Origin of the sequence: Bartonella clarridgeiae ATCC 51734 (assembly GCF_000518185.1) — a bacterium.
Lineage (GTDB): Bacteria > Pseudomonadota > Alphaproteobacteria > Rhizobiales > Rhizobiaceae > Bartonella > Bartonella clarridgeiae.
Genome location: NZ_JADC01000011.1, coordinates 1 through 23,214, shown reverse-complemented (window position 1 = coordinate 23,214; position 23,214 = coordinate 1). Strand labels below are relative to the sequence as shown.

The following is a 23,214-nucleotide window of genomic DNA, read 5'->3' as shown; positions in this document are numbered from 1 at the left end:
GCTGATCCAATAGCACTTTTTAAAAGGAAGGAGAGAAGAGATTCTTGGGTAAATAAATGGTGCGGTTTTCCTTCTTAATTTGATGACAGCAATTTCAACTTGCGCTTTAATCTCACTCAAAAGTATTTTATTCTTTTCCAATAACAGTTTTTAAGAAGGAAGGAGAGAAGAGATTCTTGGGCAAACGGCGCGGTTTTCCTTCTTGATTGATGACGGCAATTTCAACTTGCGCTTTAATCAAGAGAGTTCCATTGCGCAAAATAACCTGATCCATGAAAAAGCGTGCCCCTTGAACACATCGTAGGTATGTTTTTATGGTTAAAAGATCATCAAGAATGGCCGATTTGGAAAAGGTAATATCCATATGACGTACAACGAAAAATAATTTCTCACCTTGGTTATCCGAGATTAATTCATTGTTTTTAAAACCCATATCACGCAAAAATTCTGAGCGTCCCCGTTCTAAAAACTCAAGGTAACGTGCATGATAAACAACACCAGAAAAATCCGTATCAGCTACATAAATTCGTGCTTGAAGATTATGAAAATAAGGAGAGTGAGGGTGATCAAAGAGCGAAGCTTTAGTCATTTTCTTTCTCCCAAAAAGAGGGCTGAAAAGATTTTTGAGAGTCGGTATCAATCGGTAGAGAAGCCTTTTTTATTGACTCTGTCTTCGTGGGGGAGCAAAGCCCTAAATGTGTCCAGGCTTTTTCTGTCAAAATCCGCCCACGCGCTGTTCGTTGAATGAAACCTTGTTGGAGCAAATAAGGCTCAATAATATCTTCAATTGCATCACGTGGCTCTGAAAGAGCTGCAGCAATCGTTTCAATACCAACCGGGCCCCCTAAAAAAGTTTGAGCAATGAGAATAAGATAACGGCGATCCAAAGAATCAAGACCAAGATGATCGACTTCAAGACGTGAAAGGGCTTCATCAGCAAGTGCACGATCAATTTTTTCAGCTTTTTTGACTAAAGCAAAATCACACACACGTCGTAAAAGACGTCCTACAATTCGCGGAGTTCCACGAGAACGGCGTGCAATCTCATGGGCACCATCATCATTGATCTGGACAGAAAAAAGACGAGCGTTGCGCTGGACAATATGTTCTAATTCATCGATGGTATAAAAGTTTAACCGAATAGGAATGCCAAAACGATCCCGTAAGGGGGTGGTCAATAAGCCTAGACGCGTTGTTGCCGCAACTAAGGTGAATTTGGCTAAGTCAATTTTGACTGAACGGGCTGCAGGGCCTTCCCCAATAATGAGATCAAGCTGATAATCTTCCATGGCCGGATACAAAATCTCTTCAATAGCCGGATTTAAACGATGAATTTCATCAATAAAAAGAACATCCCGTTCTTCCAAATTGGTTAAAAGAGCAGCTAAATCACCCGCTTTGGCAATCACTGGCCCTGATGTCGAACGAAAATTAACTCCTAATTCCTTCGCCATAATTTGCGAGAGTGTTGTTTTTCCTAAACCAGGAGGTCCAACAAATAAAACATGATCCAAAGCTTCATGCCTTGTTCGCGCTGCTTCAATAAAGATTTTTAAATTTGCACGGGCGGCTTCTTGACCAATAAAATCATCCAGAGTTTGCGGTCTTAAGGAACGATCCGGATCGTTAGGAAGGGGAATGGCACCAAGAAGGCGCTGAGGATCATCTTTATGCATTATGCATTGTTACCTTGATTTTGTGAGGAAAGAAGTTTTAGGCTATGGCGAACAAGGAGTGCTGACGAAACCGTTTCTCCTTTAAGAGAAGAAAGGGCTGAAGTTACAGCTGTCGCTGCTTGATCATGATCAAAACCAAGTTTGATTAAAGCTAAAAGGGCATCGTTGGTCGGTTGATGCTTCTCTTCTGAAGGGAGACTCGAAGAAGAAAAAGCAAAACTCTTGTTGTTTTCTTTAGAGAGAAGAGCTTTGTTTTTGAGCTCGCTTACAATTCTTTCACTGACTTTCTTGCCAACACCTGGGGCACGACTGATCATTGCAATATCGTTGAGGGTAATCGCTTGGCTGAGGTCATTGATCGATAAGGTTCCTAAAAGCGCTAAGGCAACTTTTGCACCAACACCTGGAACATTTTGTAAAAGACAAAACCACTCTTTCTCAGACTTAGTTGTAAAGCCAAAAAGGCGAATCGCCTCTTCACGCACATGGGTTTCGATAAACAAGCTAAGACTTTCACCTATGGCTGGTAAAGAAGAATGAAGACGGTTAGGGATAAAAATAATATATCCAACACCCTGTACATCGAGAATAATGTGATCATCAAAAATATGTTCAAGAATGCCTTTGAGTTTTCCAATCATGCGCTCGCCTTTAAAAAATAGGAGATACTTGTGCGGTGAGTGCTATGAGAAATTGCAAGGATAAGGGCATTTACTGCATTATTGTTTTCAAATTTAGTGCGCCAATTGTGATCATTAAAAATATGTTTAAAAATGTCTTTGAGTTTTCCAATCATGCACTCGCCTTTAAACGGTAGGAGGTACTCGTGCGGTGAGTGCTATGGCAAATTGCAAGGGCAAGGGCATCTGCTGCATCACTGCTATCAAATTCAGCTCGAGGAAGAAGAATTTTCACCATCATGTGAATTTGTTCCTTTTCTCCATGTCCAACGCCAATGACTGACTTTTTGACTTTATTAGGAGCATATTCGGAAATGGGAAGACCTTTTTGAGCAGGAACCAGCAGTGCAATAGCACGGGCTTGACCAAGTTTTAAAGTGGCGGCAGCATCTTTATTGACAAAAACATGTTCAACAGCTGCTTCATGGGGCATAAATTCATGTACAACTTTTGAAAGTCCTTCATAAAGCTGGCATAATCTAGAAGCAAGATTATTCTGCGGCTTAGAGTGGAGCGTTCCTGCTGCCACAAAATGGAGATGATTGCCACATAGGTCAATAACTCCCCATCCGGTATGACGGAGTCCAGGATCAATACCTATAATGCGAATCGTTTCTACCATAAAATTTAGTTTATTTGATTTTTTAGTGTTTTAATAGATCAATTCAGCTAATAGAACAAAAGAAGAACATATAAAGTCTAAAATTATTTGAAAAAAAGATTAAAATACAAATTAAAAAAGGAAAAAACTGTTTCCTTTTTTTTTGAAAAAAATGCTTAAAGGCTTTTATGAAGAAAAAATGGAGGGAGAAGGTCGAATAGATAAATTAAGCAGTGAAAATACTTAAAGGCGCTGAAAAGCCGTTTTAAGTAATTGAATCTGTTTGTTTACTGGATTGTTCTTGGATAAAGTATGTAAAGCGTGTTTTTTATCGTAGTTCATATGCCGCATTCTTTTTTCTAATCGGAGCGAACGCTTTACAAAGTGGCGAAAAACTTCTGGTAATTCTTTCCACTCTGCAGATTTTGATTCAAGTGATGGGGTATAAAGAGAAACTTTTGCAATCTCTTTTTGAATTTGTTCTGGCGACATTTCTCCTTCGCGCTCTGCACGAATTAACAAAAGCTGAGAAGCAATTTGCATCAAACGCGTACTTAAGTACATGGCTTCTTTACCATAAATTTCAGAAAGCTCTATTGAAAGGTCACGGGCAGCTAAACGGCCTTCTGTATCAATATAAGCCGCTGTCTCTTCAATCAAAACCATTGTTTCTTCATAAAGACGATCAAACACCGTTTCAAAAGCATCATGTTCAATCATGACAATGGGTTGATTTTGTGGACGTTCATGTACGCTCAAACCAGTATACTCCAGAACTAAAACAATCTTGGGAACATTCAAAAAATATAGGAAATTTCTTTTTTAAAATGCCTCCGAAGGATAATAAATACCTTTTTTAGAATTATTGTGCAATGTCGTTTTTACGCTAAGGTTAATGGGATTGGAGTAGAAGGCTTTCTAAGTTTTTTACAATGAAGTGTGACGCGCACTTTTGTTTTCATAATAATAAGCAATAACAAATTGAAGGCTGATACCACTTATGATCAAAAGAGTATCCGACATAAAGCTACTGCTCATCGCCGTTTTTAAAATCTGTCCACACATCGCAAAAAGAGTACCGGTTACAAAAACCGGTAAGCTTTGTTTCCCTAAAATCGCTAAAGGATGGTGTGTTGAAACACAAAACTTCTGATGAAGACAAGGAAGACAAAATATCAAAAAAGATAAGGAAAGAATATGCAACAAACGGGGGAGGCTTAAAAAAGTTTTATTGAAATCAATCAAGGGGGAAGACCAATGAAGCGAACTAAAACTTTCCCACCAGTTTAAACGTACCCATAATAGGGAAAAAACAAGATAGATGACGGAAAATGCCAATAAAGGACGGCAAAAGGGAATCGGTTTTCCTTCTTTGAGAAAGAGAGTAGTTGTGAAGCCAATCACAAAGAGAAATTGCCATGAAAGAGGATTCAAAAACCACTGTCCTTGAAGAGGATAAGAAGGAGGAGCAATTCTGTAAAGACCACACAGAAAATAAAGAATGAAGGAGATGAAAAGAAGAAGCCCTTTGTGTCGACAGCTCAAATAAAGCGCAAAAGGGGCAAAAATCATTAAAACAATGTAAAGAGAAAGAATGTTATTATAACCAAGTTGGTGACCAAAGCTCAAAATACTCAAAAATGTAAGAAAGGGCTTTGTAAAAAACAATCCTACATTATTCATAGAGGTGAATTGCTCTAAATTCCAGAGGGAAAAAGCTCCCCAAAAAAGACCTAAGGTAATAAAATTGGTGAAGAGATAGGCCTTATAAAGACGGAAAGCTTTCTGCCAAAGTTTGCCACTCAGAGAAGAAAAAGACAGTCTATACCAACGCGTGTGAAAACTAATTCCAAGTGAAATCCCTGAAAGAAGTACAAATATTTCTGCTGAATCAGAAAAACCAAAATTCTTATGAGTGAGATGCTCATAGAATGTACCAGGAATATGGTTGATGAAAATTGTCAACAGCGCTAAAGAACGACAAACATCAATCCGTGTGTCACGGGGAGTATGAGGACTATGATGAGAAGAAGTGTTGGAGCATGTCATGAAAGAGCCCTTAAGATATCAAAAAATGGTCTGTTGTTAAAAGAGCATGACCATAGAATGATTTTTAAATTTTGAGTCGTGTAGTGCCATGTTGCGTGTAGTGCCATGTTGAAAGATGAAGGATGACAAAACAAAAAAATAAGCCGATTGTACAATGTCTTTTTCCTCAGTTGATTCTAACAGTGGATGTGCGTCGTACATTCAATCCTGTTTTATTTCGTCAGATTTTGCAAACGCAATCTTTTGCTTGTGTTATTTTGTATGATTTGCAAGGGGAAAAAATGGGAGAAGAGCATTTGCAAAAGAGTGCGCAGAGATATGTTCATGATATTCAGCACAATGGTGCAGCTCTGATTATTGCTGAGCAAAGCCGCGTCGTTGGTCGGGTCAAAGCCGATGGGTTGCATGTAGAAGGCGACTTGAATATCCAAAAGAGTGTCGAAAATTTGAAAAAAGAACAGAAAATAATCGGTTGTGGAAATTTGCAGAATCGTCACTCTGCGATGGTCGTTGCTGAAGCAGGAATTGATTACCTCCTGTTCGGAAAATTAGGTGCTGATAAAAACCCCCGTCCACACCCTCGAAATATTCAGTTGGCACAATGGTGGGCGGAGATTATGCAAACTCCTGCCATTATTCAAACGGGGAGTGAATACGCGTTTTTTGATGAAGCTTTGGAAACCAATTGTGAGTTTATTGCCGTGGAAGAAATGATTTTTATGCATGATGATCCTTTTGGGGTGCTTGATATGATGAAAGAAAAATGTCAAAACGTCCCTCTACGTACGGAGAGGTGAAAGTCATGAGTAAATTTTACGGGATATTCATTCTAGGAACAATTGGGTTTGTAATGGCTCTTGTAAGTTCTACGCAGGCTCAACAGGGAGAGCAGATTGTAGATATCTCTCAGAATGCGGAAAATACTCAAAAAACTCAACAAATTGTATCGCCCTTAGAAGCAGGGCAATATGATGAGGCCTATGATTATTATGTCCAAGGCCTTTATGGAAAAGCTTTTCGTGCAGCACTTGCGCGGGCCAAGCAAAATGATCCAATTGCTCAAACCTTGGTAGGGCGAATGTATATGGAAGGATATGTGACGTCTATCGATGGTAAACAAGCTATTTCGTGGTTTGAACGCGCTGCAAAACAAGGTGAACCACAAGCACAGCTCCGCTATGGGTTGATGTTATTTGATGGAACCTTCACTGAAAAAAATGTAGATCTTGCGGAAAAATTTATTCGAAAAGCAATGGATGCTGGGATCAGAGAAGCTTATTTTTATTCTGGGCAAATCCTCCTTTATAAAGCATTGCGTGAAAAGAAAGAATCCGAGAAAGTTGATGTAAAAAATCAAGAAAATGAAAGCATAGAGCGGGCTCTAGTATGGTTCTTAAAAGGAGCTTCTCTGGGGGATTCTGAAGCAGCTTTCGCTGCCGCAAAAATTCTTTCTGTAGGAACTCTAACAATACCAAAAAATGATGATAATGCACGCAAATTGTTAGAAGTGGCAGCGCAAAATAAACATTTAATGGCTCAAGTTATTTTGGCACAATGGTTACTGCAAGGACGTGGGGGAGAAACAGATTTTCAACGTGCTTTTGATTTTCTTTTGGACAATGCAAATAAAAATATTGTGATCGCACAGGTTAATTTAGCAAGACTTTATCGCGATGGAATTGGAACAACTGGGGATCCTATTATGGCTGCTGCATGGTATTTGATTGCAAAAAGCCAAAAAGCAAATATTCCCGATCTTGAAACTATGATCAAGGAAATGGATCAGTCTCAGGTTCAGAAAGCAATGCTGCAAGCAAGAAAACTGGTTCATAGACTTTAAAAAAGGCTGTTTTGACGGGAAACACAGTCCGACAGTCTTTAAACCAAATAACCTAAAGTTTTATGATTTTGTAAAATACTGAATGAATTAATAATGCAACAGTTTTTTGCAAAAAATAAAATAAGAGGTCTCCTCTGCAAAAGTAAAATTGGAGATGAATAATGAAAATTAATGGAAATGAAATTCGACCTGGAAATGTGATTGAACATCAAGGAGGTTTATGGGCAGTTGTGAAATGTAATGCCGTTAAACCAGGAAAAGGGGGCGCATTTAATCAGGTTGAAATGAAAAATGTGATCGATGGAACAAAGCTGAATGAACGATTTCGTGCCGCTGAAACTGTTGAGAGAGTACGACTTGAACAAAAAGATTTTACTTTCCTTTATCAGCAAGGGGATGTTTTGGTTTTTATGGATTCACTTTCCTATGAACAGCTCGAATTGCAAAAAGATTTCGTGGGTGATCGTGCTGCTTTCTTAAAAGATGGCATGACTGTGACTGTTGAGCTCTATCAAGAAAAACCAATTGGGGTATCTTTGCCTGATCAAGTTACTGTAACCATTTCTGAAGCTGATCCGGCAATCAAAGGGCAAACAGTCACCTCTTCTTATAAACCTGCCATTCTTGAAAATGGAATTCGCATTCTTGTTCCTCCTTTCATTAATTCAGGCGAGCGGATTGTCGTGGATACCAATGAGTTGATTTATTTGCGTCGTGCAAGTGAAAAGGGGTAAGAAAAAATAAAAGGTTAAAAAGATGGCTCATTCTGCAATCATGCATATTATGGTGCAGGCCGCTATAAAAGCAGGCCGTTCTTTGGTGCGTGATTATGGTGAAGTTCAAAATCTACAAGTGTCTTTAAAAGGGCCTGCCGATTATGTAAGTCAAGCAGATTGCAAAGCTGAGAAAATTATTTTTAATGAGTTGAGCAAAGCACGACCCAAATTTGGGTTTCTGATGGAAGAGTCTCAGGAAATCATCGGAGAAGATTCGCAACATCGTTTTATTGTTGACCCTCTGGATGGAACAATAAATTTTTTGCATGGTCTTCCTTTTTTTGCTGTTTCGATCGCCTTAGAACGTCAAGGACAGATCGTTGCAGGTGTTATTTATAATCCTATTCTTGATGAGCTCTTTACTGCTGAACGGGGGTGTGGGGCTTTCCTCAATGATCGGCGTTGTCGTGTGGCAGTACGGCGCAAATTGGAACATTGCATCATTGCTACAGGATTACCTCATTTGGGGCGCCCAAATCATGAAAACTATTTGGTGGAATTACGTAATGTAATGGCTGAGGTTTCTGGCATTCGCCGTTTTGGAGCTGCTTCTCTTGATTTAGCTTATGTGGCTGCTGGAAGGGTTGATGGTTTTTGGGAAGATAATCTCCAAATTTGGGATATGGCTGCTGGACTCTTGATGGTTCGTGAAGCAGGCGGATTTATAAGCGATAAAGATGGAGAACAGGATATTTTTGGGAAAAAAAATATCGTTGCTGGTAATGAGGTTATTCATGCTGAATTAAAAAAAATTCTCAAAAAAGAAGTTTGATTTAAAACGTGGATTTTTCTGGAGGAAGACAGTTGTGTACAGAGAAAACAGAAGTAAGGCTCTTGTAAAAGTAAGTTCTTGGTGAAAGGGATACAAGTGGTTTGCTTTCTTCATTTAATTTTCGATCAAGGTGTTTGACTGGGAAGCGAAAATCAATAGTTCCATATTCTTCACGTTTTTGAGGCTTTAGGCTTATTTTTTCGAGGATCTTCTTTTTTTATTTTTATGAGGTCCATTTGGTTCAATTTTTTGTGAGGTTTGTTCAGGTGAAAATTGGAGTTTAGCTAAACGCGCATAAATTCCATTTTGCTCAATGAGTTGTGTATGGGTTCCTTCTTCAACAATAGAGCCTTGATCTATTACAAGAATACGATCTGCTTTTAACACCGTTGCTAAACGATGAGCAATGACCAGGGTTGTGCGATTTTTCATGAGGCCTTCTAAAGCTTTTTGCACCAGCTTTTCATTCGTTGCATCTAAAGCTGATGTTGCTTCATCTAACAACAGGAGAGGAGCATTTCTCAAGATCGCTCGCGCAAGACCAATGCGCTGTTTTTGTCCCCCTGAAAGCATGATGCCCCCTTCTCCTACTTGAGTTTCAAAACCCTCTGGTAAGGAGTCAATAAATTCAGATGCATTAGCGGCTTGGGCTGCAGCGATGATTTGTTCTTGATGAGGATTGTGAGCACCAAAGGCTATATTTTCGCGAACTGTTCCTTCAAAAATATCGATTTCTTGAGGAACGTAGGAAATCGAAGAACGTAAATCATGAAGGGAAAGACGGTTAATGTCAATGCCATCAAACTGAATGTGACCACTTGTAGGATCATAAAAACGAAGAATAAGGGAAAAAAGAGTACTTTTTCCTGCACCCGAAGGGCCAACGAAGGCAACGGTTTCTCCTGCTTTGATAGAAAAGGATAAATCGCGCAAAATTTTTTTTTCTGGTCTGGAAGGGTAGGTGAAATGAACTCGATCAAAAATAAGAGATCCTTGAATGGGAAGAGAACGTGATAAAGGAGATGCAGGCGTTGTAATGGTGGGTTTCTTTTGCAATAATTCAGCAAGACGTTCTGCTGCTCCCGCTGCTTGCACTAATTCTGCACCAATTTCCGATAATTGCGCAAAAGTTGTTGCTGCAAAAACCGCATAAAGAACAAATTGGCCGAGAGTTCCCCCTGTCATGGTGTCACGCAAAACATCCTGTGATCCAATCCACAAAATTGCGACAACGCTACTAAAAACGAGAAAAATCGCAAAGCCAGTGAAACACGAACGAAGAATCACAGAAGTGCGGGCTGTTTGAAAAACACGTTCAATGAGTGTTGAAAAACGTGTAGAAATATCTTGTTCAGCAGTAAAAGCTTGGACCGTGCGAATGGCGCTTACTTGTTCAGAGGCTAAAGCATTGGCTTCTGCTAGGCGGTCTTGTGTTGTACGTGTGCGTGTGCGCACTTTGCGTCCAAAAATAATCAAGGGAATAGCAATAAGAGGAATGGAAAACAAAACCAATAATGACAGTTTTGTGTTTGTGATAACCATCATCACAATGGCTCCAATCACAACAATAAGATGACGCAATGCTGTAGAGGCTGTTGATCCTACAGCTAATTTTATTTGGGTTGTATCCGTTAAAAGACGTGAAACAATTTCACCTGAATGGGAATGATCAAAAAAATCAGGAGAAAGCTGCAGAATATGGTGAAAAACATCACGCCGTAAATCAGCAATGAATCGTTCACCCAATGTTATGACACAATAGTAACGGATGGCTGAAGCTAGAGCAAGCATAAAGGCTAATACAAATAAAATACCAAAATAAAAATTAATCTTGCCGTGGCTTGAATCGGAAAAACCATGATCAAGCATTTGACGAATAGCAACAGGCAAAGCAAGAGTGACGCAAGCTGCAACCAATAAAGACAGAAAAGCGCAAATTATAAGGCAATTGTAACGCTTTATATAAGGAATAAAACTGGAAAATGAAGAAAAAGAATGTTTCGCTTCGAAAGGCTTTTTGGATTTTTCTGAGAGGTTCAGGAATTTCATGGGGTTTTGCGTCTTTATTGAGTTGATGATAAAATTTTCATAGATTCAAGCATTTTGATTTTGAATACTTGTTTTTTGATGCACACTCAGCTATTGAAATTTTAATTTAGCGATTGTAACAAAAAGACAAAGAGAGCGCACTTAAAAAATATATAAAAATTATAAGGTGCTATTTCGTTGCGTGAAAACAGAAAGTTTGTCGTATGAAACCCAATATTCACCCTGATTACCACATGATTAACGTTGTAATGACTGATGGAACCCGATATGTGACGCGTTCAACATGGGGGAAAGAAGGGGATACCCTTAATTTGGATATTGATCCAAAAAGCCATCCAGCATGGACTGGAGGGTCGCAGACATTGGTCGATCGTGGTGGACGCGTTTCTAAGTTTAAGAATCGCTTTGGTGGTCTTGGGTTTTAAAATTTCAAATCATAAAAATATATTCACCCTTCAAAAGCTCCTATTTGAGAATTCGGATTCTGTTTGAAAGTCCAGGTCTTGTTTGAAAAGAAGAGTAGGTATTTAATTCTTGGTCAACAAGGTTGCGCGGCTATGATGGAAAGTTCGTAAGCTCTATGATAAAAAAGCATAGAGGATCTTTAAAGAAAATCTTTGAAGAAATTCAAAAATAAAAAAGAGGCTCAATCGAATAAAAGTGATGCCTATAAAAACCTGTAAAAAACGGATGTTAAAAAATAATGCCGTTTTCAGGATATTAAATTAAAGGCTCTTTAATTAATATTAATGAAGAGATCAAACAAGCTTCCGTCTTAATAGCAAAATTTCTTTTTGTGTTTTTCCTCTTTCTGTAAATAAAGAATTAAGCTGACAATTTTGCTAAAATTTCATCACTTACATCAAAATTGGCATAAACGTTCTGCACATCATCATCTTCTTCTAAGGTTGCAATCAGACGTAAAACAGAAAGCGCTTTTTCTTCATCAATTGGTGCTAAGGTTATCGCTTTCCAAATGGTTTTGATCGATTCTGCTTCGCCAAGTGTAGTTTCAAGGATTTTTGAAACCTCACCAATATCTTCAAAGGCACAAAAAATATGATGGCCCATTTCTTCAGATTGTACATCTTCAGCGCCTGCTTCAATTGCTGCGTCCATAATGGTGTCAGGAGTGCCAGCTTCAGATTTATAGATAATCTCACCAATGCGATTAAACATAAAACTAACGGAACCTGTTTCCCCTAAAGCGCCTCCTGATTTTGTAAAAGCAGCACGGACATTTGAAGCAGTACGATTTCGATTATCGGTTAAGGCTTCAACAATAACGGCTACCCCACCAGGGCCATATCCTTCATAGCGTACTTCATCGTAGTTTTCGACATCACCACCTGAGGCTTTTTTAATCGCTCGTTCAATATTATCTTTCGGCATTGATTGTGCTTTTGCATTTTGAACCGCGAGTCTTAAACGCGGATTCATTGTCGGATCAGGAGAGCCCTGTTTGGCTGCAACCGTAATTTCACGTGCAAGTTTGGAGAATATTTTCGAACGCATTGCATCTTGACGTCCTTTGCGATGCATAATATTTTTAAATTGTGAATGCCCTGCCATGGCTTACCTTTTTGTTTGGGTGATCAAACGCTCCTTTTTCGTGGGACAAAGGTACCGTAAAAAAGGATAAAGCAAATGAAGAAAATCTTTATAAGAAAATTCTCCTCAAAGGTAAAGACATTCTCGTCACACACTATAAGAGAGATCTCTTGTCGTGGGTCAAAAATCAGGTTATAAAGATCATTATTTCATGGTAATACGTAACTTATTGTTGGAAGGAGTGAATAAAATCCTCTATGATGGAAAATCATAGCACTCCAAAGTTCCAAAATGGGCAGTAACTTGCCTCAAAAAGAGGCCGATAAAAGGATATAATAAATATGTCAACACAACTTTTGATGCCCAAAGCAACAGCTGTGTGGTTAGTGGATAATACAGCGCTTTCTTTTGATCAGATTGCGGAGTTTTGTCAATTGCATGTGTTGGAAGTCAAAGCAATTGCTGATGGTGAAGCAGCACAAGGAATTAGAGGACTGAATCCTATTAGTTCGGGGCAGTTAACACGTAGCGAGATTGCACGTGTCGAAGCAGATGCAAATGCACGCTTAAAAATATCTGAATCAAAAGTGAGGATTCCTCAAACTAAACGCAAAGGTGCACGCTATATTCCTTTGTCTCGACGGCAAGATCGTCCAAATGGTATCTTATGGTTAGTGCTGAACCATCCTGAATTAAAAGATGTGCAAATCGCACGATTGATTGGGACAACAAAGAGTACTATTGAACAAATTCGTCATAGAACACATTGGAACAGTAATAATTTGGTTCCTCTCGATCCTGTAGGGTTGGGGCTCTGTTCGCAAATTGATTTAGATTTTGAATTGCAACGAGCAGCAAAAAATCTTCCTCTTTCTGTAGAAGGGGATCAGACTCTCCTCCCTACATCGGTAACAGAAAATGTCAATTTCGATAAGATGGAGTTTGAAAAAACTTTCGAAAAAAATCTCGATGCTGATACTGTGTTTGCTAACCTCAATGCTCTTCAAAAAAAATCTCAGGAGGAGGAATAAAAATTCGCAGAGCGGTAGAGGCGAGAACAAAAATCTTAGATAAGTTGAGAGAGAGAGCGATACTTAAAAGTGAAATGAGGCGAAGATCCATTGAAAAAGAGATACCGGGGGATAAACAAAGAGAAAATAAAAGAAATTAAGATTTTATTTTCGGAAAGAATATTAAAAATAAGGCATGATTCATGATGATGCCGAAAATAAGGAGAACAAGTTTATGAACTCTCTTAGAAACATTATTCGTTATCCACTTGTGGTGGTCTTTTGTGTATTGTTAGCTTTGGTTGGTTGTGGCAAAAAAAATATTGATGCGACAAATCGTATGAATTCCTCTCTAAATGGTTCTGGGTTGAATAATGTACAGGCAGGTTCATCACAAGACTTTACAGTCAATGTCGGAGATCGTGTTTTCTTTAGTTTGAATTCTTCTTCTATTGAATTGGATGCCGAATATATTTTAGCTCGTCAAGCAGAATGGTTACTCCGTTATCCGCATTATTTCGTTACAATTGAAGGTCATGCCGATGAACGTGGAACGCGCGAATACAATTTAGCTCTTGGACAACGCCGTGCTGTTGCAGTTCGTGATCATCTCATTTCTTTGGGCGTTTCTTCCCAGCGGATGAAAACGATTTCTTACGGAAAAGAAAGACCCGTAGCTCTCTGTGATGATATCTCTTGTTGGAACCAAAATCGGCGTGCCGTTTTGGTTGTTAATACAATGGGGAATAATTAAAAGGCATGAAGCGTAAAGGTCTGAAAAGGACCTGTGAACACTTTAATAAAAGAAAGATAAAGTATCGATAAGGAATAAGAGGTGAAGAAGAAATAAAATGTAGAGGAAGAACAAAGGGTAACGAAAGACAAGATAGTTTTTCTCCCCTTGTAGGTGCTTTATATTACTTTCTTCTATACAAAATTCTCAAAAAAGTGCTCCTCTTTTTCCTATTTTTGTCAGCGCTTCTTTTTCTCATGTTTCCGTCAAATGGAAAAAGATTGAGTACTCTTATTCAAAATAAAAATGTTAATTTAAAGTACAAAGTATCAGAATACATTTGAGCATTACAAAAGAGAAAAGAGATAACCTTTTTTCAGCAAGAAAAAGAGCATTATTTTATTTATCATGCCTTGTGCGTCAAATTTGTTGTGACTATTGGTAAAAGAGCAAAGTTTTGAGTAATTTGGAGATTAGTTACAACGGGTTCAAATATTGGAAATATTTTGTCAGTGCTTTAAAGCTTCTTTGAAGAGGAGTGAAGTTATTTTCAGTGTCCGTTAAATTAGCAAAAAATCTTTTTAAAAAAACTGACTTTTCTGATTGTCAGAAATTGATCTTAGCAGTTTCTGGAGGGAGCGATTCGTTAGCTTTATTGTTTTTAGTGCAAGAGCATTTAAAAATACTGCCTATTGCTCCAGAAGTGATTGTTGTGACAATTGATCATCAATTGCGCGAGGAATCAGCGCATGAAGCGGAAAGTGTTGCAAAAATTTGCCACGCTTATCAGATCAAACATATTATTGTGCGGTGGGAAGGAAAAAAACCAGAAACAAAAATAAGCGAAAAAGCCCGGATTGCGCGATATGATTTACTTTTCAAAGAAGCCCAAAAACACGGTGCAACACTGATTATGACAGGACATACACTGAATGATCAGGCTGAAACCTATCAAATGCGTGTTCAACGCAGTCAAAAAAAAACAGAGGGTGCTCAATCAGAAACTTTGGAGAAGTCATTGAAAGAGAGAAGCTCTGAGAATGGAATAACCGAGATATTGAAAGAAAATGACCAAGAAATATCGATAAAAAAGGCAGAGGAAGGATATGAGCGTGGTTTATCTTGTATTCCAAGGGAGGCATTGTTGCATGGTCAAGTGCGCTTGATTCGGCCGTTACTTGGGGTTAGGCGTCAAACGCTTCGTGCTTATTTATCTTTTCAGGGATCAACATGGATTGATGATCCAACAAATGAGGATTTAAGGTTTGAACGTGTGCGCGTGCGCCATTTTCTTCGTCAAAAAAATCTTTCTGAAATCGCTAAAAAGGTTAATAAAGCGGCATTAAAACGTCGGATGCAAGCGCAAAAGGTTGCAGATTTAATCTTAGCTTTGGACATCGCTGTGGAGCATGGGCGCTGTTTTATTGGAAAACCTCCTGTCTTTTTACACCAACATCATGCTTTCCCTTTTGTCGTTGGGCTTTTCGTTGTTTTAATGGGGGGAAGTTCTTATTTACTCTCTTCTCAAAAATTGGTTGCTCTAAACCAGAAATTATGTTTGCAAGAGCCAGAAAAAAAGCGTTTTACTTTAGCAGGAGCAGTAATTGAGACCAGCAAAAAAGGAATTGCTATGTGGCGTGAAACACGCCATATTCAAGAGGCAATCATCGCTCCAGGAGAAACCTTTGTATGGGATCGACGCTACCAAATTAGCAATTATGATACAAAAGCTATACGAGTGAGGCCTGCGGATTTGACCCATCTAAAAAATTATCTTGATCAAGGAAAAGGTGAGGTCGAAACCCCACATTTTCCGTCTTTGCAATCCTTAGTGATGATTTCTAATGAAAAAGGGGTTGATATTCCAGAGTTGACACATCATTTTTGTTATCAACGCAATATTATAATGAAACGCATTATGGCACCATTTAATTGGTTGTTGCCACGAGAAGATGCCGCTATTGCCAATGTTGTAGGATCTTTCTTCAATATTGAGTAGAAAATTTTAAATTGAGTAGAAAATTTTAAGATTTAAGGAAAAAAATGAAGAAAAATCATTTTAAAAGATAATAAATAGTTCTTATATCTTGGCAAGGGAGAAACAAGATTATATGTTGAATGCGACTTTTAAGAATCTCTATTTAAATAAATGAGCTGAATATGAATTCCAATTATCGCTCCCTCTTGATTTGGGGGATCATTGCCTTCGTTTTGATTGCGTTATTTTCTCTTTTTAATGGAGACAGTCAGCGTGCTGGAAATAGCGAAATATCCTATTCTGAGTTTTTACAGAAAGTTGAGAATGGTGAGCTTAAAGCCGTAACCATTCAAGGACAAAAATTAGTAGGGAAAACTACAGATCAGAGGGTGATTTCAACTTATGCACCAAGAGATCCAGGATTGGTGCAAAAATTGGAAAACAAAAAAGTCAATGTTAAAGCTATTCCTGAAAGCTCCGGAAATAATATCTTTCTTAATTTATTATTTTCATTGCTTCCCGTTATTATTATCGTTGGGGCGTGGATTTTCTTTATGCGACAAATGCAAAATGGATCACGCGGTGCCATGGGCTTTGGGAAATCAAAAGCAAAATTGCTGACAGAAGCACATGGAAGGGTCACCTTTCAAGATGTTGCCGGTGTTGAAGAGGCAAAGCAGGATTTACAAGAAATTGTTGATTTCTTGCGAGAACCACAAAAATTTCAGCGCTTGGGTGGGCGTATCCCACGCGGTGTTCTGCTTGTAGGACCTCCAGGAACAGGGAAAACTTTGCTCGCACGTTCTGTGGCAGGGGAAGCCAATGTGCCCTTTTTTACCATTTCAGGGTCCGATTTTGTGGAAATGTTTGTCGGGGTTGGAGCAAGTCGTGTTCGTGATATGTTCGAACAAGCGAAAAAAAACGCACCTTGTATTATCTTTATCGATGAAATTGATGCTGTAGGGCGTCATCGTGGTGCAGGATTGGGTGGCGGAAATGATGAACGCGAACAAACATTAAATCAGCTGCTGGTTGAAATGGATGGATTTGAACCCAATGAAAGCATTATTTTAATTGCTGCAACAAATCGTCCCGATGTGCTTGATCCCGCTTTGTTAAGGCCTGGACGTTTCGATCGACAAGTGGTTGTCCCAAATCCGGATGTATCTGGACGAGAGCAAATTTTAAAAGTTCATGTGCGGAATGTGCCATTGGCTCCTAATGTCGATCTGAAAATATTGGCAAGGGGAACACCAGGATTTTCTGGAGCTGATCTGATGAACCTCGTCAATGAAGCCGCTTTAATGGCTGCAAGCCGCAATAAAAGAGTGGTTACAATGAAAGAGTTCGAAGACGCCAAAGATAAGGTGATGATGGGAGCTGAACGTCGTTCAACCGCTATGACACAAGAGGAAAAAGAACTTACAGCCTATCACGAAGCAGGACATGCTATTGTGGCTTTGAGCGTTCCAGTTGCTGACCCTGTCCATAAAGCAACAATCGTGCCGAGGGGAAGAGCTCTTGGTATGGTTATGCAGTTGCCAGAAGGAGATCGCTATTCTATGAGTTATCGGTGGATGATTTCACGTTTGGCTATCATGATGGGAGGAAGAGTCGCCGAAGAATTGAAATTTGGAAAAGAAAATATCACCTCTGGAGCAGCGTCTGATATTGAACAAGCAACAAAATTAGCTCGCGCAATGATTACACGATGGGGATTTTCCGATATTCTCGGAAATGTCGCTTATGGCGATAATCAAGATGAGGTCTTTTTAGGTCACTCGGTAGCAAGAACACAAAATATCTCTGAAGAAACAGCTCGTATGATCGATGCTGAAGTGCGTAAGCTGATTGATAATGCCTATAAAACTGCTACAAAAATTTTGAAAGAAAAAAAGAAACAGTGGTGGGCCCTTGCTCAAGGCTTGTTAGAATATGAAACATTAACAGGAGCAGAGATTAAGGATATCATCAAAGGAAAGGCTCCTGCACGGACATTAAGAAGTGAAAATGACAATCCACGAACTTCCGTTGTTCCTAAAATAGGGAAAAAAGGAAGACAAGATACCGTCGATTTTAAAGAGAATTACAAACTGGAATCTAATGATACTGAAAAGAAATCGCGGAGCAAAAAAAATAAAGCTGAGACAAATAAATCTGATAAAGCTCAAACAGGGAATGTCTCTGCAAATAAAGAAAAAACTGCAGAAAGGTTTAGTGCTTCTAAACAAAAGAAAAAACAAACTTCTGCTGATGATGTTTAACCAAAATACATCATAATGAAAGCCACGTGCATCATAATCACAAAGGTCTGCTAAAACCCTTTAGGGTATTATAAAGGCAGCAAGGATATTGATTAAGGAGAACAAAAGGCGCGAGGTTGGGTTTAAGAAATCGGTTAGAAAAAAGCTGATGCAAAAAAGGACCTAGCAAAGGTGGTACAAAAAAGGCTGGAAAGAAAATTGATTTTCTAGAGATAAAAATGTTCACGGAGAGCATGGAACTCTTGAGGGGCTAGACTGTTGATGATCCTCTATCCTCATAAGATGGGAAAGAGTTTGCTTGATAAGAGATTTTCCTCTTATTTTTAAAAAAAGCAATAAAAACATAAAAAATTGCAGTATGCGGCAGTATGCACGAGCTGCAAGAAAAATATATGTAATATGAAAAGGAAAAAAAATGGCACGGAAATATTTCGGTACAGATGGAATTCGAGGGAGAGCCAATTTTTTTCCTATGACACCAGATTTTGCCATGAAAATAGGAATGGCAGTAGGGGTTTTATTTCGCACAAAAGAACAGTCACATCGTGTGGTCATTGGGAAAGATACACGTTTATCTGGTTATATGCTGGAAAATGCTTTGGTTTCAGGACTAACTGCTGCTGGAATGGATGCTTTCTTATTAGGACCTGTTCCAACCCCTGCTGTGGCTATGTTATGTCGTTCATTACGTGCTGATTTGGGTGTGATGATTTCCGCTTCTCATAATCCCTTTTATGACAATGGTATTAAACTTTTTGGTCCCGATGGCTTTAAACTTTCTGATGAAATAGAAAACAAAATTGAACAATTAATCGAGACGGATCTTTCACATTCTTTAGCAGAACCTGCTGAAATCGGTCGTGCTAAACGTGTGGAAGGGGATATTTATCGCTATATCGAATATGCCAAACGAACTTTGCCACGTGATGTGCGTTTGGATTCTTTGCGTATCGTGGTGGACTGTGCCAATGGCGCTACTTATAAAGCAGCGCCACGCGCATTATGGGAATTAGGAGCAGAAGTTTTTGCGATCAATAATGAGCCGATGGGTCTTAATATTAACCAGAAATGCGGATCAACTGATCTCACATCTTTAAAAAGAAAGGTGCATGAAGTGCGTGCCGATGTCGGTATTGCTCTTGATGGTGATGGTGATCGGGTGCTCATGGTTGATGAAAAAGCCCAAACCATCGATGGGGATCAAATCATTGCTGTTATTGCTGAGCATTGGTATAAGACAGAACGCTTACGAAGCAAGGGGGTTGTCACAACTATTATGTCAAACCTTGGGCTTGAGCGTTTTTTAAACAGCAAAGGGTTGGATCTCATTCGCACAAATGTGGGGGATCGTTACGTTGTGGATGCTATGCGGCAAAAAGGATACAATGTGGGTGGGGAGTCCTCTGGGCATATTGTCTTAAGTGATTTTGGAACAACCGGTGATGGATTGGTGGCTGCCTTGCAAATTCTCGCTTGTATGCAGGAAAATCAGTACTCTATGAGTTACTTATGTCAGCGTTTTGAAGTTGTGCCACAAGTTTTGAAAAATATAGCGATTAAAGATAAAAATATATTGCAGAAATCTAAGGTCAAAACTGCGATCGATCATGCACAGAAACGTTTAGGAAAAGAAGGACGGTTAGTTATTCGTCCTTCTGGAACTGAGCCATTAATTCGAATAATGGTTGAAGGTGATGATCAAAAAGTAATTGAAGAGATTGTTGCAGAGATTAGTGATGTCCTTGTGCAGCATGACAGCACTAAAAGAGTTGAAAACTTTTGAGAAAACGGTGCACTTTGTAGTGTTTATTCGCGGTAAAGTCTTGTGCGTGATTCTATAAATTTATATGAGAGGTGGGGGAGATCTCTATAAGATAAGAGGCGGAAAAAGAGGGTTTTCCTCGAAGAGAGTCTTGGGTGAAGAGCAAACAGTTTAGGGGGTAGGAGGATACACCCCTATTTTAAGGATGGTCTTTTTTATTTTTTTTCCAAAGAAAATAAGTTACAAACCCGAGAATAGGTCCGCCTAATTTAACAAGAGGAAAATGTTTGTTCAACAGTGCAAGGCTGGAAAGGGCTGAAGTTGTTATAAGCTCATGACGATTCTTTTCCCATTGTTTCTGATGATCTTGATGGTGGTATGATTTTAAAAATTTACAAAGAACAGCGCTGAGACCTGCGACAAAAAGCCAAATAAAAAATAGTATACTCGCTGCTGCAAGAGGGGACATCACCAAACATAATGCAAAAAAGCCTATGACGCATAAAAGAATGAGGGCTATAAATAATGCAATTCCAATAATCCCATAGCAAAATGTTTGGATCTGGATTTTCTTGACAGTATTTTGAATTCCTCCACCAACAAGATGGCTTAAAAGGGGTGCGATCACTTTATACATTGGTTAACGACGCAACAAGTGAGAAAGAATAAAACCAATGCCTGTCGCAATCAGAATAGCTTTACCAGGATTATCACGAACCTGTTGGTTGAGAGTTTTTTCTAAATTATTATATTTGCTTTTTGCTTGCAATAAGAGTTCTTCACCATTTTCTTTTGCTGAACTGTAAAATTGTTCGGCTTTGTTTTTCGCTTCGTTCATTTTGTTGGAACTAAAGTCACTCAGAGTTGAGGTGATGCTTGTAACTTCATTGCGTAATTGCTCCAACTGTTTTTTTAAGTTTTTTTCTGTTTCTGTTTCTGTTTTGTTGTTCGTTTTATTATTTGCCATAGTCATTATTCTTTCTATTGACCTATATTATACATATTATTGATATCATTTGACTGAAATAAAGGTTTTTTAAATAGTCATGATTTTGTAACGTTATAAAATCCTTCTTGGTTCCCTGATCTATTGAATGATAATATTTCTAGGGATAATTCTAAGGGGAAAATGGGGGAGATGGTTTTTTTAAGAGAAATCTTACAGAGAAATACTCTTCAAGAAAAAGATATTCTGCGATGAATGGACTGATGCAATCGGTTTTGATAATGCGAGATTTTCTTTATGAGGCAGAAAAAAGAAATATAAACAATATCCGGAAAAATCTTCTTGATGATGAAAAAAATTAATCATAAGTATAAGCAATTAATGAATTGTTCTTTTCAAATTTATACCTTTTAAAAAGGCGATATGAAGAATAGTCAAGAAATATAAAGGGGGAAAATAGAAAATTTAAATATAAAGGTTGTAAATATAAAATGACATCTCATACAGTTCCTTTAGAAAATGATACTGTTACAGTATCAATGCATGACTTCTCTCCTTTTTCAATGTTTATGGCTGCTGATTGGGTTGTGAAAGCTGTCATTATATTCTTATTGTTGACTTCTCTCCTCTCTTGGACCATTGCTTTTGTTAAAATTGTTGAACTCACTGTCGCAAAATACAAAGCACGGCACGCCCTTCAATTAACAAAAAGTGCTCAGACACTTGCAGGATTGGCTGCCAGCTTTAAAGAAATTAAAGGAACTGCTGTTTTTTTGCTGGAAGAAACACTGAAAGAAATACGTCTGTCATCACAACTTGTGAAATCCGATGATTCTAACAACAATCAATGTGAAGCCTTTTCCTATGATATCTTTTCTTGTGGAAGTATCAGTATAAATGGAGTGAAAGAACGCGTGCATTCGCTTTTATCACGCTGCTTGTTGGCTGCAATGCGCCGTATCGCTTGCGGAACTGCTATTCTCGCGACAATTGGTTCTGTGGCGCCCTTCGTTGGCCTTTTTGCAACCGTTTGGGGGATTATGAATTCCTTTATTGGAATCGCAAAATCCCAAACAACACGATTGGATGTTGTTGCACCCGGAATCGCTGAAGCTTTGCTGGCAACAGCTATTGGGCTTTTTGTGGCAATCCCCGCTGTTATTATCTATAATAGCTTTATACGGGTTCTTAATGGATATCGAAATGATTTAGCAGATATCGCAGCGGCGATTGAAAGGCTTGTAAGTCGTGAATTCGATAGACAACAACAGGATAAAAACTATCAGATTAGCCATGAAAACAGATCATTATGATAATTGGGAAACCAATGAAGAGAGCCTCTATAGCGAGATCAATGTAACACCTTTTATTGATGTAATATTGGTATTGTTGATTGTTTTTATGGTTGCTGCACCTTTGGCGACGTCGGTTTTGCCCGTTCAGCTACCTACTCTCACTCAAACTCCTATCGCTGCTCAAACAGATAAACCTCTCTATATTACCTTACAAAAAGATTACACTCTTTATATTGGAAAAAATCAAACGAACAAAACAGAGTTTGTTGATCTGTTATTGCAGCAAACACAACGTAATTTCGAGACAAAGATTTTAATTCGGGCAGATAGCGAAATCGATTATGGAGCTGTCGTGGATCTACTCAATCAAGTTCGAATGGCTGGATATACTAAAATTGGTCTTGTAGGACTCCACAAAGCAGCAATTTCTCACGATAATAGGGTAAGCGATTTTATCGACGATGATGACTAAACATATTCTAGGGTATGATATGGCCAAAGATGTGTGGAACTTGTGGCTGGAGTGTGATGAGGTACGTCGGCTTGTTTCTGGGCGTGTGGAAGAAATATTGTTGCCCTAAAAGAAGGGTGAGTGATTGAATCATTCTTGTCCTGTTGAGCCAAAACCTCCCGTGCCGCGAGAACTTGGAGCGTTTTGAGAAGAAACAGAAAGGGAATCTTCTTGATCGGGGTCAAATTCACACACATCAACCTGGATAACTGGGGCGATTACCGTTTGTGCGATGCGCATCCCACGGTGAATGGGGAAATTTTCTTGCCCCAAATTGATCAGAAGAACTTTAACTTCACCACGGTAATCACTATCAATTGTTCCAGGAGTATTCAGGCAGGTAATACCATGCTTTAAAGCAAGGCCAGACCGTGGACGGATTTGTGCTTCATAGCCTGGAAGAAGATGAAAGATAAAACCAGTTGGTATTAGAATTCGCTGTCCTGGAGCGAGATTCACAGTTTCTTCTGGGGAAAGAGCAGCACGTAGGTCAAGGCCTGCAGAACCCACTGTTGCATAATGGGGAAGGTCAAGTCCTTGTCCATGGACAAGGCGTTGAATTCGTAAAGGGAGCTTTTGTATAAGGTGAGAAAAGGCATCTTTCTGAGAGGTCAGAGGGGGAGTGCTTGAAGAATAAGACATAGCAGCAGATTTCCAAAAGATAAATCAAATCTGTATCGTAACAAAAGCCTTTTTACAAAACAAGCGGATATAGTTTTAT

Annotated in this window: 24 protein-coding genes; 12 read left to right on the top strand and 12 right to left on the bottom strand. The window is 38.8% G+C overall.

The features are described from left to right. Positions 1 to 127: 127 nt before the first annotated feature. The 7 genes from ybgC to T420_RS0103665 all read right to left on the bottom strand — a co-directional run bounded on the left by ybgC (position 128) and on the right by T420_RS0103665 (position 5,006). Entirely contained in the window at positions 128 to 589 is a 462-nt protein-coding gene (gene ybgC / locus T420_RS0103700) for a tol-pal system-associated acyl-CoA thioesterase (protein ID WP_013545528.1), read from the bottom strand. Further along, a complete protein-coding gene (ruvB, locus tag T420_RS0103695; RefSeq protein ID WP_013545527.1) occupies positions 582 to 1,676 on the bottom strand; it encodes a Holliday junction branch migration DNA helicase RuvB in 1,095 nt (364 codons plus the stop codon). Before ruvB ends, ybgC begins: the two co-directional genes overlap by 8 nt. Then, entirely contained in the window at positions 1,676 to 2,317 is a 642-nt protein-coding gene (gene ruvA / locus T420_RS0103690; RefSeq protein WP_013545526.1) for a Holliday junction branch migration protein RuvA, read from the bottom strand. The genes ruvB and ruvA overlap by 1 nt, the downstream gene beginning before the upstream one ends. Then, entirely contained in the window at positions 2,314 to 2,472 is a 159-nt protein-coding gene (locus T420_RS07310; RefSeq protein WP_013545525.1) for a hypothetical protein, read from the bottom strand. The genes ruvA and T420_RS07310 overlap by 4 nt, the downstream gene beginning before the upstream one ends. Beyond that, positions 2,469 to 2,978 (bottom strand): crossover junction endodeoxyribonuclease RuvC, encoded by a 510-nt coding sequence (ruvC, locus tag T420_RS0103680; RefSeq protein ID WP_013545524.1) that lies wholly within the window; start codon positions 2,976 to 2,978, stop codon positions 2,469 to 2,471. The genes T420_RS07310 and ruvC overlap by 4 nt, the downstream gene beginning before the upstream one ends. A 222-nt stretch (positions 2,979 to 3,200) precedes the next feature. After that, the gene (locus T420_RS0103670; protein ID WP_013545523.1) at positions 3,201 to 3,716 is read right to left on the bottom strand and encodes a DUF1465 family protein; all 516 of its coding nucleotides are present in this window, start codon (positions 3,714 to 3,716) and stop codon (positions 3,201 to 3,203) included. A gap of 168 nt (positions 3,717 to 3,884) precedes the next feature. Then, positions 3,885 to 5,006, bottom strand: coding sequence for an OpgC family protein (locus tag T420_RS0103665; protein WP_013545522.1), 1,122 nt, complete (start codon positions 5,004 to 5,006; stop codon positions 3,885 to 3,887). Positions 5,007 to 5,128: 122 nt separating this feature from the next. On the opposite strand from T420_RS0103665, the gene T420_RS0103660 reads away from it, so the two are divergent. The 4 genes from T420_RS0103660 (at position 5,129) to T420_RS0103645 (ending at position 8,394) form a co-directional block, all read left to right on the top strand. Continuing rightward, complete coding sequence (locus T420_RS0103660) at positions 5,129 to 5,803, top strand: thiamine phosphate synthase (protein ID WP_013545521.1); 675 nt, start codon at positions 5,129 to 5,131, stop codon at positions 5,801 to 5,803. 5 nt (positions 5,804 to 5,808) lie between these two features. After that, positions 5,809 to 6,846, top strand: a complete 1,038-nt coding sequence (locus T420_RS0103655) for a tetratricopeptide repeat protein (protein WP_035450940.1) — start codon at positions 5,809 to 5,811, stop codon at positions 6,844 to 6,846. A 161-nt stretch (positions 6,847 to 7,007) separates the two neighbouring features. Continuing rightward, on the top strand, positions 7,008 to 7,580 hold the full coding sequence (efp, locus tag T420_RS0103650) for an elongation factor P (protein ID WP_013545519.1): 573 nt from the start codon (positions 7,008 to 7,010) through the stop codon (positions 7,578 to 7,580). A gap of 22 nt (positions 7,581 to 7,602) precedes the next feature. Further along, positions 7,603 to 8,394: an inositol monophosphatase family protein gene (locus T420_RS0103645; protein WP_013545518.1), complete on the top strand. Its 792-nt coding sequence runs from the start codon at positions 7,603 to 7,605 to the stop codon at positions 8,392 to 8,394. Positions 8,395 to 8,586: 192 nt separating this feature from the next. On the opposite strand, the gene T420_RS06925 is transcribed toward T420_RS0103645, so the two are convergent. Beyond that, a complete protein-coding gene (locus T420_RS06925) occupies positions 8,587 to 10,443 on the bottom strand; it encodes an ABC transporter transmembrane domain-containing protein (protein WP_081475854.1) in 1,857 nt (618 codons plus the stop codon). 203 nt (positions 10,444 to 10,646) lie between these two features. Between T420_RS06925 and rpmE the strand changes: the two genes are divergently transcribed. Continuing rightward, on the top strand, positions 10,647 to 10,868 hold the full coding sequence (gene rpmE / locus T420_RS0103635; RefSeq protein ID WP_013545516.1) for a 50S ribosomal protein L31: 222 nt from the start codon (positions 10,647 to 10,649) through the stop codon (positions 10,866 to 10,868). A gap of 400 nt (positions 10,869 to 11,268) precedes the next feature. On the opposite strand, the gene T420_RS0103630 is transcribed toward rpmE, so the two are convergent. Next, entirely contained in the window at positions 11,269 to 12,015 is a 747-nt protein-coding gene (locus tag T420_RS0103630) for a YebC/PmpR family DNA-binding transcriptional regulator (protein ID WP_013545515.1), read from the bottom strand. Between the two features lie 320 nt (positions 12,016 to 12,335). On the opposite strand from T420_RS0103630, the gene T420_RS0103625 reads away from it, so the two are divergent. From T420_RS0103625 to glmM, 5 genes are all read left to right on the top strand, one after another. Next, positions 12,336 to 13,025, top strand: coding sequence for a DUF1013 domain-containing protein (locus tag T420_RS0103625; RefSeq protein WP_026501146.1), 690 nt, complete (start codon positions 12,336 to 12,338; stop codon positions 13,023 to 13,025). A 214-nt stretch (positions 13,026 to 13,239) separates the two neighbouring features. Further along, positions 13,240 to 13,758, top strand: a complete 519-nt coding sequence (gene pal, locus T420_RS0103620) for a peptidoglycan-associated lipoprotein Pal (RefSeq protein WP_013545513.1) — start codon at positions 13,240 to 13,242, stop codon at positions 13,756 to 13,758. A gap of 532 nt (positions 13,759 to 14,290) precedes the next feature. Then, complete coding sequence (tilS, locus tag T420_RS0103615) at positions 14,291 to 15,736, top strand: tRNA lysidine(34) synthetase TilS (protein WP_013545512.1); 1,446 nt, start codon at positions 14,291 to 14,293, stop codon at positions 15,734 to 15,736. Positions 15,737 to 15,897: 161 nt separating this feature from the next. Continuing rightward, complete coding sequence (gene ftsH / locus T420_RS0103610; RefSeq protein WP_013545511.1) at positions 15,898 to 17,979, top strand: ATP-dependent zinc metalloprotease FtsH; 2,082 nt, start codon at positions 15,898 to 15,900, stop codon at positions 17,977 to 17,979. Positions 17,980 to 18,394: 415 nt separating this feature from the next. Next, positions 18,395 to 19,762 carry a phosphoglucosamine mutase gene (gene glmM, locus T420_RS0103605; protein ID WP_013545510.1) on the top strand — a complete coding sequence of 456 codons (1,368 nt, stop codon included), beginning with the start codon at positions 18,395 to 18,397 and terminating at the stop codon, positions 19,760 to 19,762. Between the two features lie 178 nt (positions 19,763 to 19,940). Here the strand turns inward: glmM and T420_RS0103600 are convergent, their stop codons facing one another. Together T420_RS0103600 and T420_RS0103595 are read right to left on the bottom strand one after the other, a co-directional pair. Then, a complete protein-coding gene (locus T420_RS0103600; RefSeq protein WP_013545509.1) occupies positions 19,941 to 20,378 on the bottom strand; it encodes a phage holin family protein in 438 nt (145 codons plus the stop codon). Positions 20,379 to 20,381: 3 nt separating this feature from the next. Next, positions 20,382 to 20,708, bottom strand: a complete 327-nt coding sequence (locus T420_RS0103595; RefSeq protein WP_013545508.1) for an ElaB/YgaM/YqjD family protein — start codon at positions 20,706 to 20,708, stop codon at positions 20,382 to 20,384. Positions 20,709 to 21,178: 470 nt separating this feature from the next. Here T420_RS0103595 and T420_RS0103585 point away from each other — a divergent pair, with 470 nt between their 5' ends. Beyond that, complete coding sequence (locus T420_RS0103585; protein WP_013545507.1) at positions 21,179 to 22,000, top strand: MotA/TolQ/ExbB proton channel family protein; 822 nt, start codon at positions 21,179 to 21,181, stop codon at positions 21,998 to 22,000. Beyond that, positions 21,981 to 22,454: a biopolymer transporter ExbD gene (locus T420_RS06920; RefSeq protein WP_081475853.1), complete on the top strand. Its 474-nt coding sequence runs from the start codon at positions 21,981 to 21,983 to the stop codon at positions 22,452 to 22,454. Before T420_RS0103585 ends, T420_RS06920 begins: the two co-directional genes overlap by 20 nt. Before the next feature lie 129 nt (positions 22,455 to 22,583). Here the strand turns inward: T420_RS06920 and dut are convergent, their stop codons facing one another. Next, positions 22,584 to 23,135 (bottom strand): dUTP diphosphatase, encoded by a 552-nt coding sequence (gene dut / locus T420_RS0103575; RefSeq protein ID WP_013545504.1) that lies wholly within the window; start codon positions 23,133 to 23,135, stop codon positions 22,584 to 22,586. Positions 23,136 to 23,214: the final 79 nt, after the last annotated feature.

Bases quoted from the DNA above. Each gene is read 5' to 3' on its own strand.
- ybgC (WP_013545528.1), bottom strand. From the start codon at position 589: ATGACTAAAGCTTCGCTCTTTGATCACCCTCACTCTCCTTATTTTCAT.
- ruvB (WP_013545527.1), bottom strand. From the start codon at position 1,676: ATGCATAAAGATGATCCTCAGCGCCTTCTTGGTGCCATTCCCCTTCCT.
- ruvA (WP_013545526.1), bottom strand. From the start codon at position 2,317: ATGATTGGAAAACTCAAAGGCATTCTTGAACATATTTTTGATGATCAC.
- T420_RS07310 (WP_013545525.1), bottom strand. From the start codon at position 2,472: ATGATTGGAAAACTCAAAGACATTTTTAAACATATTTTTAATGATCAC.
- ruvC (WP_013545524.1), bottom strand. From the start codon at position 2,978: ATGGTAGAAACGATTCGCATTATAGGTATTGATCCTGGACTCCGTCAT.
- T420_RS0103665 (WP_013545522.1), bottom strand. From the start codon at position 5,006: ATGACATGCTCCAACACTTCTTCTCATCATAGTCCTCATACTCCCCGT.
- T420_RS0103660 (WP_013545521.1), top strand. From the start codon at position 5,129: ATGACAAAACAAAAAAATAAGCCGATTGTACAATGTCTTTTTCCTCAG.
- T420_RS0103655 (WP_035450940.1), top strand. From the start codon at position 5,809: ATGAGTAAATTTTACGGGATATTCATTCTAGGAACAATTGGGTTTGTA.
- efp (WP_013545519.1), top strand. From the start codon at position 7,008: ATGAAAATTAATGGAAATGAAATTCGACCTGGAAATGTGATTGAACAT.
- T420_RS0103645 (WP_013545518.1), top strand. From the start codon at position 7,603: ATGGCTCATTCTGCAATCATGCATATTATGGTGCAGGCCGCTATAAAA.
- T420_RS06925 (WP_081475854.1), bottom strand. From the start codon at position 10,443: ATGAAATTCCTGAACCTCTCAGAAAAATCCAAAAAGCCTTTCGAAGCG.
- rpmE (WP_013545516.1), top strand. From the start codon at position 10,647: ATGAAACCCAATATTCACCCTGATTACCACATGATTAACGTTGTAATG.
- T420_RS0103630 (WP_013545515.1), bottom strand. From the start codon at position 12,015: ATGGCAGGGCATTCACAATTTAAAAATATTATGCATCGCAAAGGACGT.
- T420_RS0103625 (WP_026501146.1), top strand. From the start codon at position 12,336: ATGTCAACACAACTTTTGATGCCCAAAGCAACAGCTGTGTGGTTAGTG.
- pal (WP_013545513.1), top strand. From the start codon at position 13,240: ATGAACTCTCTTAGAAACATTATTCGTTATCCACTTGTGGTGGTCTTT.
- ftsH (WP_013545511.1), top strand. From the start codon at position 15,898: ATGAATTCCAATTATCGCTCCCTCTTGATTTGGGGGATCATTGCCTTC.
- glmM (WP_013545510.1), top strand. From the start codon at position 18,395: ATGGCACGGAAATATTTCGGTACAGATGGAATTCGAGGGAGAGCCAAT.
- T420_RS0103600 (WP_013545509.1), bottom strand. From the start codon at position 20,378: ATGTATAAAGTGATCGCACCCCTTTTAAGCCATCTTGTTGGTGGAGGA.
- T420_RS0103595 (WP_013545508.1), bottom strand. From the start codon at position 20,708: ATGGCAAATAATAAAACGAACAACAAAACAGAAACAGAAACAGAAAAA.
- T420_RS0103585 (WP_013545507.1), top strand. From the start codon at position 21,179: ATGACATCTCATACAGTTCCTTTAGAAAATGATACTGTTACAGTATCA.
- T420_RS06920 (WP_081475853.1), top strand. From the start codon at position 21,981: ATGAAAACAGATCATTATGATAATTGGGAAACCAATGAAGAGAGCCTC.
- dut (WP_013545504.1), bottom strand. From the start codon at position 23,135: ATGTCTTATTCTTCAAGCACTCCCCCTCTGACCTCTCAGAAAGATGCC.